Origin of the sequence: Methylobacterium bullatum (assembly GCF_014845095.1) — a bacterium.
Classification (GTDB): domain Bacteria; phylum Pseudomonadota; class Alphaproteobacteria; order Rhizobiales; family Beijerinckiaceae; genus Methylobacterium; species Methylobacterium bullatum.
In genome coordinates this window covers 1-9,106 of the sequence record NZ_NKUG01000169.1, presented here as the reverse complement: position 1 = coordinate 9,106, position 9,106 = coordinate 1, and the positions used below count along the sequence as shown (strand labels likewise).

Sequence of the window (9,106 nt, the reverse complement as noted above, 5' to 3'; positions counted from 1 at the left end):
ATGCTCGTTATGCGCGAGGCGGGCCTCGCGCATAACGAGCATATCAAGATCGCGAGCGGTTTCCTGCGCGGCACCCTGGCCGACGGTCTGCTCAAGCACGCCACCGGCGCGATCTCCGAGGATGACGGCCAGCTCGTGAAGTTCCACGGGATGTACCTGCAGGACGATCGCGACCTGCGCCCCGAGCGGACCAAGAAGAAGCTCGACAAGGCCTACAGCTTCATGATCCGCCTGCGCATCGCCGGCGGGGTGGTGACACCGAAGCAGTGGCTCGTCCTCGACAACATCGCCACCACCTACGCCAACGGCACCCTGCGGGCGACCACGCGCCAGACCTTCCAGTATCACGGCGTGATCAAGTCGAACCTCAAACGCACCATGGCCGCCATCGACGGCGCCTTGCTCGATACCATCGCCGCCTGCGGCGACGTCAACCGCAACGTGATGGCCTCGACGAATCCGGCCCAGTCCGGCGCGCACAAGGCCGCCTATGAACTCGGCAAGGAGATCTCCGACAGCCTCCTGCCGAAGACCAATGCCTGGCGCGAGATCTGGCTCGATGGCGAGAAGGTGATCGGCGGCGAACCGGAATTCGAGCCCGTCTACGGCAGGACCTACCTGCCGCGTAAGTTCAAGATCGTCATTGCGGTGCCGCCCTCGAACGAGGTCGACGTCTTCGCGCACGATCTCGGCTTCATCGCCATCCTCGACAAGAAGAACAAGGTGACGGGCTGGAACGTCACCGTCGGCGGCGGCATGGGCATGACCCATGGCGAGCCCGACACCTTCCCGCGCACGGCCGACGTGATGCTGTTCTGCAAGCCCGACGAGGCGGTGCGGGTGGCCGAGGCGGTGATGACGGTCCAGCGCGACTGGGGCAACCGCAAGAACCGCAAGAACGCCCGCCTCAAGTACACGATCGAGCGGTACGGCCTCGCCGCTTTCCGCGCCGAGGTGGAGAAGCGTGTCGGCACGAAGCTCGCCGATCCCAAACCCTTCGCCTTCACCGGGAACGGCGACCGGTTCGGCTGGACCGAGGGCGATGACGGTCGTCACCACCTGACGCTCTATGTCCCGTCCGGCCGCATCAAGGATGTGGAGGGCGACGGCCCTCGACTTCTCACCGGCCTGCGCCGGATCGCGGAGATCCACGAGGGCGATTTCCGCCTCACCGGTAATCAGAACGTCATCATCGCCAACGTGCCGGGAGAGAAGCGCGTCGAGATCGAGGCGCTGGTGGACGAGTACGGCATGCAGAAGGGAGCGGGCGCCCTGCGCCGGAACTCCATCGCCTGCGTCGCCCTGCCCACCTGCGGCCTGGCCTTGGCGGAGAGCGAGCGCTACCTGCCGGACCTGATGACGGAACTGGAGGAAAGCCTCGCCTCGCACGGGCTGCAGGACGACGAGATCACGATCCGCATGACCGGCTGCCCCAATGGCTGCGCCCGTCCCTTCATCGCCGAGATCGGCTTCGTCGGTCGCGGCCCGGAGCGCTATCACCTCTATCTCGGTGCGGCCTTCGACGGCTCACGCCTCGGCAAGCTCTATGCCGAAGACGTGACCGCCTCGGAGATCAGGACGATCCTCGATCCGCTCTTCGGCGCCTACGCTCAGGGCAAGACTCCGGGTGAACGGTTCGGCGATTTCCTGATCCGTGCCGGCTACGTGGCGAGAACCTTCAACGGGCCGGATTTCCACACGAATATCGGCGCCCTGAAGGGCGTTGCCTGAACCTCTTCGACACGTGCACTGCTTCATCGATGCTGCAGTGCACGTGTCCCGGATGGTACGGTCAAGCTTAGGCGAGACACGAATATAAGTCCGGCATCGCTGAACTCTGGCCCGGCTTCGCGGTTGATCCTGCAAAGCGACCGGAGGCGACGATGGCCAAGCACGAAATCCTCAGTTTCTTCGAGCATCGTCGGGACGGTGCTTGGATTTGCGTGAAGCCGTTCACCCTCACGACGAAGCAGAGCAGCGTCGATATCCGACAGGGCATGCGGTTCGATTACGGCAAACGCGTCGGCGGCGTTGACCTCGCGGAGTATCTGGAACAGCTCGGTTCCCAGTTCGGCTCGTAAGCCGTCGGCGGCGTGGCCGAAGCGCCGGGCCGCTTTTCCCCGGCCCCTGTCGCTGACAATCAGACTGATGCTGGCACCAGACCTGCGTTCGGGGCCGATGTCGCCTGTCTAGGATCGTCTTGTCGCGGACGATGGCCAAGTCCTGCCTGATCTATCGTCCGGTGCTGGCTTGCGAAACCCCGGCTCTATCTCGTACGTCCGCCCAAGATCGGACCGGCTCTGAAGCCGGTATCGGCATGCGGATTTCATTCCCGTGGCGTTCATCCGTCTTATGCGACGGCGGCACCCTCATTGCCGTGTCTTTGACGGCCGGGAGCAGGAGACCTAGGGTCGTTCCATGACAATCTCTGTCGATCCGTTGCAGGCGAGCCTGGAAGCCGCCGCACCCACGACCCGATGCAGGATTTTGGCGACGGCGGAGAGGTTCTTTCGCGAGATCGGCTACCAGAAGACGACCGTCGCCGACATCGCCAAGACGCTCGGGATGAGCCCGGCCAATGTCTACCGGTTCTTCGACTCGAAGAAGGCGATCAACGAGGCGGTGGTCGAGCGCGTGACCCGCGAGGTCGAGGCGTTGATTGCCGGCATCGCCGTGGCGCCCGGCCTCAGCGCCGATCAGCGGGTCGCCGAAATCATCCGAGAGCTCCACCGCGACTGTATCGAGCGATGCAAGGACAATCCCCGCATCCATGAGATGGTGGAAGCCGCCATGTCGGAGAGCTGGGGGGTGTGCCGGCACCATATCGACCGGATCGGCGCCGCCCTGGAACGGGTGGTGACGGACGGGGTTCGCAGCGGTGAATTCCAGGTCGAGGATCCCGCAATCACCGCGGCTTGCCTGCATGTGGCGATCACACGCTACTGCCACCCGGTCCTGGTGAGCCAGTACCCCAACGCACCGGCTCCCCCCATCGACGCGATGATCGCCTTTCTGCTGCGCGCGCTCCACGAACCGGCCAGGAACGACGCTCCTTCAAAGGCGAGAGAGCCGGCCGAGTCGATCTAGCGAACGCTGTTGGCCGTCGGGGCTCAGCCCATCTCCGCGAGGATCGCCAAAGCCGCGGCACGGGGATCGGCGCTCTGGGTGATGGGGCGGCCGACGACGATGTGGTCGATCCCCGCTTCCATCGCCGCCGCCGGCGTCAACACGCGTTTCTGGTCGCCGACATCGTCGCCCGCCGGCCGGATGCCGGGGGTCACGATGAGTCGCGACGGCCCGATGGCGGAGCGGACGGAGGCCGCCTCGGCGGCACTGCAGACGATCCCGCCGATCCCGGCCTCTGCCGCCTGCCGCGCACGCAGGGCCACCAGATCCGCGATGGGGAGGGCGTAGCCCGCCTCGTCGGCATCGGCCTGGTCGTAGGAGGTGAGTACGGTGACGGCGAGGATCGTCGGGCCATCCCCGCCCCTTCCCCGCACGGCGGCGCGCATGGTCTGCGGGTAGGCGTGGACCGTCAGGAAGGTTACACCGAGATCGGACAACGCCCGGACGCCGTCCTCCACCGTGTTGCCGATGTCATGCAACTTCAGGTCGATGAAGACCTTGAAACCGGCCTTGGACAGCCGCTGAACCAGGGCGAGGCCGCCCGAATAGGCGAGCCGGTATCCGATCTTGTAGAACGTCGCGGCATCGCCGATCCGGTCCACCATCGCCTCGGCCTCGTGGACGCTCGGCAGGTCGAGGGCGACGATGAGGCGATTGCGCGGATCGCTGGCGGCGGGTGACGCGGCGTGGGACATGACGGGCTCCGGAGGATCGGCTGACGGATCGCCGCCCGGGCTTCCCATGTCAACGCGAAGGCGGGGTCAGCCGCGCCTCATCACCCGGGAAACCTCCTCCTTCAGTACCGGCAGCAACTCGTCGGCGAACCAGGGGTTCGTCCTGAGCCAGCCGTTGTTGCGCCAGGACGGGTGCGGCAGCGGCAGTACCCGAGGCCGACGCGGTTCCTCCAGAATGGCACGCCAGTTCCGCACCATGGCGGTGAGCCCTCCCTCGACGCGGCCGAGATGCCAGGCCTGCGCGTATTGGCCGATGACCAGAACGAGATCCATCTCGGGCAGGCCGGCGAAGAGCGCTTCGCGCCAATGCTCGGCGCATTCGCGGCGGGGCGGCTTGTCTCCGCCCTTCGCGTCGAGCCCGGGAAAACACGCGCCCATGGGGACGATGGCGAGCCGCTCGGCGTCGTAGAAATCCGGCTCGGACAGGCCGAGCCACGACCTCAGCCGGATGCCGGACGGGTCCATGAACGGGATACCGCTCTGGTGCGCCCGGTTCCCGGGAGCCTGACTGGCGATGGCGAGACGCGCCGAGGTCGAACCCTGAACGATGGGCTTCGGCTCCTGCGGCAGGCGCGCGCCATATCGAGGTGCGTCGCGACAGATTCGACAGGCGCGCAGGGCGGCGGCGGTGGATTCGAAGGGGGTCATACGAGAGGACAGGTAGTGCGGGCATCTGCCCCTGGGAATCCGGGGTGCCGGGAATCCATGCCGCGGGAACGAGAGGCCGCACCCCGCGCTTGAATCGCCATAGGAGCCGGCATTGCCGGGCTCACCCGCGAGCACGCCCGACCAGGGAATACAGGGAGCAGCCCCATGGCCTTCATCACCGCGCCGGATGGCACGAGCCTCTACTACAAGGACTGGGGCAGCGGACGGCCCGTGGTCTTCCTCCACGGTTGGCCCCTCGACGCGGATATGTGGGAGTACCAGATGGTGCCCGTCGTCGAGGCGGGCTTCCGGACCATCGCCTATGACCGCCGGGGCTTCGGACGCTCGGACCAGCCCTGGCAGGGCTACGATTACGACACCTTCGCCGACGACCTGAAGGCGGTGCTGGACGCCCTCGACCTCACCGACGTGACCCTGGTGGGCTTTTCCATGGGGGGCGGAGAGGTGGTGCGCTACCTGTCACGGCACGGCAGCGACCGGATCTCCCAGGCGGTCCTGATCTCGGCGGTGACGCCGATGATGCTGAAGACGCCCGATCATCCCGACGGTGTCGATGCCGGCGTGTTCGAGGAGATCATCGACGGGCTGAAGATGGACCGGCCGTCCTTCCTCGCCAAATTCAACAAGGGCTTCTTCGGTGCGGGCGTGTTCAGCTCACCCGCTTCTGCGGAGATGATCGCCTGGGCCGGGCAGGTCGCCATGCTGGCCTCGCCCAAGGCCACCATCGCCTGCGTGAAGGCCTTCTCCGAGACTGATTTCCGGCCCGACATGGCGAAGGTCACCGTGCCTTGCCTGATCATCCATGGCGATGCCGACCAGACCGTGCCGATCGACGTCACCGGAAAGGTCGCGGCCTCAGCCGTGCCGAGCGCGGAATTCGAGATCTACGAGGGGGCTCCGCACGCGATACCGCTGACCCATCACGAGCGTCTGACGACGGACCTCATCGACTTCCTGAGGCGCTGACGCCCCCGCCGCTGGCGGAGGCGCGCTGCCCTTCGGGCTCAGACCCCCTTGAGGCCGCTGAGATCCAGGGGCAGGGAGCGCAGCCTCTGCCCCGTCGCGGCGAAGATCGCGTTGGAGATCGCCGGGGCGATGACGGGCACGCCCGGCTCGCCGATGCCGGTCGGGGCGGCATCGGAGGCCACGATATGGACCTCCACCACCGGCATCTCGCTCATGCGCGTCGGCTCGTAGGCGTCGAAATTCTTCTCCTGCACCACCCCGTCCGTCAGCGTGATCTTGTTGCGCAGGACCGATGACAACGCGAAGCCGACCGATCCCTCCACCTGGGCACGGATCACGTCCGGGTTGACGGCGACGCCCACATCCACCGCCGCCACGATGCGATTGACCTTCACATGGCTGCCATCCGCCGTGATGTCGGCCACCATCGCCACGTAGGAGCCGAAGGACTCGTGCGCCGAGATGCCGAGGCCCTGGCCCTTGCCGCCGCTGCGCTTGGCCCAATCCGCCTTCTCGGCGGCGAGTTTCAGGACACCGGACAGGCGCGGCGCGCCGGTCAGCATGCCAAGGCGATAGGCCAGCGGATCGGCACCGGCGGCGTGGGCCAACTCGTCGATGAAGACCTCCATCGCCTGCGCCGTATGGGTGTGACCCACCGAACGCCACCAGAGGACGGGCACGCCCTCGCGGGCGTTGTGGACCTCGAACCGGTAGGCCGGGAGGGCATAGGGCGTGTCCGACGCGCCCTCGATGGACGTGGAATCGACCCCGTTTTTCACCAGCATCGCCTCGAAGGGCGAGCCGATCATGATCGATTTGCCGACCATCCGGTGCTGCCAGCCGGTCACGGCGCCCTTGGCGTCGATGCCGGCCTTGAGGGTGTGCAGCACCATCGGGCGGTAATACCCGCCCGCCATGTCGTCCTCGCGGGTCCAGACCAGATGGACCGGCGCCTTGCCGCCGGTCGCCTTCATGATGGACGCGGCCTCGGCGATGTAATCGGCGGTGGGCGTCGCCCGTCGTCCGAACGATCCGCCGGCCCATTGCGTGTGCAGCCTGACCTTGTCGGCGGTGACACCGAGGGTCGCGGCGGCCACCGCCTGTTCGATCGTCTGGAACTGGAGGCCGGCGTAGATGTCGTAGGAGCCGTCGGCCGCCCGCTCGATCGTGGCGTTGAGGGGCTCCATGGCCGCGTGGGCCAGGTAGGGGAAGGTGAACTCCGCCTCGATGACCTTGGCCGACCCGGCGATGGCGGCGGCGGGATCGCCTTTCTCCGATGCGACGATGCCCGGCCGCTTGGCCGTCTCGCGATACTCGGCGAGGATGGCGTCGGAGGATCGCTTCTCGGCCGTGCGCTCGTCCCAGGTGACCGACAGGGCGTCCCGGCCCTTCATCGCCGACCAGGTGTCCTTGGCGATCACGGCGACGCCGGTGGGAATCGTCACGACGTCGATAACGCCGGAAACGGCGCGGGCGGCCTTATCGTCGACCGTCGACACGGTGCCGCCGAAACGCGGGGCATGCGCCACCACGGCCGTGACCTGACCCGGCCGGCGGATATCCATGGCGTAGATCGCAGTTCCATTGGTCTTGGCCACGGAATCGAGGCGCGGCAGCTTCTTGCCGATATGGACCCACTGGCTCGGATCCTTGAGCTTCGGCTGCTCGGGCACGGGGATCGCCGCCGCTGCCTCGGCCAGGGCACCGAACCGCTCCTCGCGCTTCGAGGCGAGATGGCGGACCGTGCCGTTCGAAACCGTGATCTCGGAGGCCGGGACGGACCATTTCTCGGCCGCGGCGGAGACGAGCATGGCACGGGCGGCCGCCCCCGCCTTGCGGAGCTGGAACCAGGAATTGGCCACCGCGGTCGAACCGCCGGTCCCCTGGATCGGCCCCATCAGCAGGTTGTTGTAGAGCTTCGCGTCGGCCGGCGCGAAGGCCACCCGCACGCGGGACCAGTCGGCGTCGAGCTCGTCGGCCAGGATGGTGGCGAGGCCCGTCGTGTTGCCCTGCCCCATGTCGAGATGCTTGATCAGCACCGTGACCGTATCGTCGGCCGCGATCCGCACGAAGGCATTGGGCTGGGCGGGAGCGGAGGACAGGTCGGGTCCCGCCGCCGCGCGAACCTGTTTGGCCGGGTCGAGGGTGAATCCGATCACCAGGGCTCCGGCGGCGACACCGGCCCCGCCGAGGAAGGCGCGGCGCGACGGACGGGGAGCAGCCGCCTCGGATTTGGTCTGACGGACCTTCAGCATGGCTTCCTCCACGGAGACGATGACGCGCACGGTATCGGGCAGGACAATGCCGGCCCCTGGGCCGGCATCGGGTTCGGATCAGGCGAGGGAGCGGGCGGCTTCGTGAATGGCGGCGCGAACGCGCTGGTAGGTACCGCAGCGGCAGATGTTACCGTCCATCGCGCCGTCGATCTCGGCGTCGCTCGGCTTCGGGGTGGTCGAGAGCAGGCCGATGGCCGACATGATCTGACCGGACTGGCAGTAACCGCACTGGACCACGTCGAGGCCGCGCCACGCGGTCTGAACCGCCTCCGCCACCCGCCCGGACACACCCTGGATCGTCGTGACCTTCGCTTCACCCACATCGCCGATGCGGGTCTGGCAGGAGCGGACGGGCTGGCCGTCGAGATGGACGGTACAGGCGCCGCACTGGGCGATGCCGCAGCCGTATTTCGTCCCGGTCTTGTCGAGATGATCGCGCAGCGCCCACAGGAGCGGCATGTCGGGATCGGCATCGACATCATGCGACACGCCGTCGACATTCAGTTTCAGCATGACGTCTCTCCGACTTCAGTATCGACTTGTTCTAAATATTACACACTTCCGAAAAATGTGCGCCTGCACACATCGATCTGAGATCGGCGTCGATGCAGCGTCGGGTCGCGCGCCGTGGATGGGCGCGATTTGGAGACAAGTGTCATGACCGGGTCAGGTCGTTCTTAACCTATCGGGCGCAGATTCGCCGGGTCGCAGCGTCGACGGGTCACGGTCCTTCCGACCGCAGGTTTTCCTCTCAAAAGATCCTCAAAACGGTGATGTCCGACCTGACAGCGGAGATGGTTCAGCGCGGACGCGGTCCTTCGGCACCGGAATCCGCTCGCCGCCGCAAGGTGGCCCGAGACATCCGATCGGCGCGCGAGCGGTTGACCTCGGCGAACGGTCTGGAACGCGCGTTCGATTACGAATTGATCCGGATCTATGCCGAGTACCGCTCCGGTGCCGGTCTGACCCATGCCGTGCTCGGGCTTCTCATCGCAGGGGCGTCGTCGCTCTGGGTGCCGGTTCCCATCGCCCTGTCCTGGGTCGTCTGCCTGCTCTGCGGCGTCGGCCTGTCGATGGGGCTGACCAAGCATTTCCTTCGTCAGCCGGCGGATTCCGTGTCGGTCAGGCGCTGGCGCAGCGCCTTCATGCTGAGCGAGATCGTGCAGAGCGCGTCCTGGGCGCTGATGGTTCTCGTGGCCGCGCCCAGTGCCCGCATCTTCGTCCTGTTCGGCCTCGTCATCGTCGCCGCGGTCGCCGCGATGCTGGCAGCGACCCTGCCCGCCGCCGCCGCCGCCGCGCTTCTTCCGCTGATCCTCGCGGCGCTCTCTCTCCTGG

Annotated in this window: 8 protein-coding genes and 1 pseudogene; 5 read left to right on the top strand and 4 right to left on the bottom strand. The window is 66.9% G+C overall.

Annotated features, from left to right (window positions below):
- The 3 genes from MBTS_RS20560 to MBTS_RS20550 all read left to right on the top strand — a co-directional run bounded on the left by MBTS_RS20560 (position 1) and on the right by MBTS_RS20550 (position 3,087).
- The gene (locus MBTS_RS20560) at positions 1–1,731 is read left to right on the top strand and encodes an NADPH-dependent assimilatory sulfite reductase hemoprotein subunit (RefSeq protein ID WP_192216369.1); all 1,731 of its coding nucleotides are present in this window, start codon (positions 1–3) and stop codon (positions 1,729–1,731) included.
- Between the two features lie 152 nt (positions 1,732–1,883).
- On the top strand, positions 1,884–2,081 hold the full coding sequence (locus MBTS_RS20555; protein WP_018042507.1) for a hypothetical protein: 198 nt from the start codon (positions 1,884–1,886) through the stop codon (positions 2,079–2,081).
- Between the two features lie 337 nt (positions 2,082–2,418).
- A complete protein-coding gene (locus MBTS_RS20550; protein WP_056143994.1) occupies positions 2,419–3,087 on the top strand; it encodes a TetR/AcrR family transcriptional regulator in 669 nt (222 codons plus the stop codon).
- A gap of 23 nt (positions 3,088–3,110) precedes the next feature.
- Here the strand turns inward: MBTS_RS20550 and pyrF are convergent, their stop codons facing one another.
- The gene (gene pyrF, locus MBTS_RS20545) at positions 3,111–3,821 is read right to left on the bottom strand and encodes an orotidine-5'-phosphate decarboxylase (protein WP_147832047.1); all 711 of its coding nucleotides are present in this window, start codon (positions 3,819–3,821) and stop codon (positions 3,111–3,113) included.
- A 66-nt stretch (positions 3,822–3,887) separates the two neighbouring features.
- Complete coding sequence (locus MBTS_RS20540) at positions 3,888–4,508, bottom strand: uracil-DNA glycosylase family protein (protein WP_147832045.1); 621 nt, start codon at positions 4,506–4,508, stop codon at positions 3,888–3,890.
- Positions 4,509–4,673: 165 nt separating this feature from the next.
- On the opposite strand from MBTS_RS20540, the gene MBTS_RS20535 reads away from it, so the two are divergent.
- Entirely contained in the window at positions 4,674–5,495 is an 822-nt protein-coding gene (locus tag MBTS_RS20535; protein WP_147832043.1) for an alpha/beta fold hydrolase, read from the top strand.
- A 38-nt stretch (positions 5,496–5,533) separates the two neighbouring features.
- On the opposite strand, the gene MBTS_RS20530 is transcribed toward MBTS_RS20535, so the two are convergent.
- Together MBTS_RS20530 and MBTS_RS20525 are read right to left on the bottom strand one after the other, a co-directional pair.
- Complete coding sequence (locus tag MBTS_RS20530; protein ID WP_147832041.1) at positions 5,534–7,750, bottom strand: xanthine dehydrogenase family protein molybdopterin-binding subunit; 2,217 nt, start codon at positions 7,748–7,750, stop codon at positions 5,534–5,536.
- A 78-nt stretch (positions 7,751–7,828) separates the two neighbouring features.
- Positions 7,829–8,284, bottom strand: a complete 456-nt coding sequence (locus MBTS_RS20525) for a (2Fe-2S)-binding protein (RefSeq protein WP_018042501.1) — start codon at positions 8,282–8,284, stop codon at positions 7,829–7,831.
- A gap of 260 nt (positions 8,285–8,544) precedes the next feature.
- Between MBTS_RS20525 and MBTS_RS20520 the strand changes: the two are divergent.
- Positions 8,545–9,106, top strand: a pseudogene (locus MBTS_RS20520) (sensor histidine kinase); the annotation flags it as partial.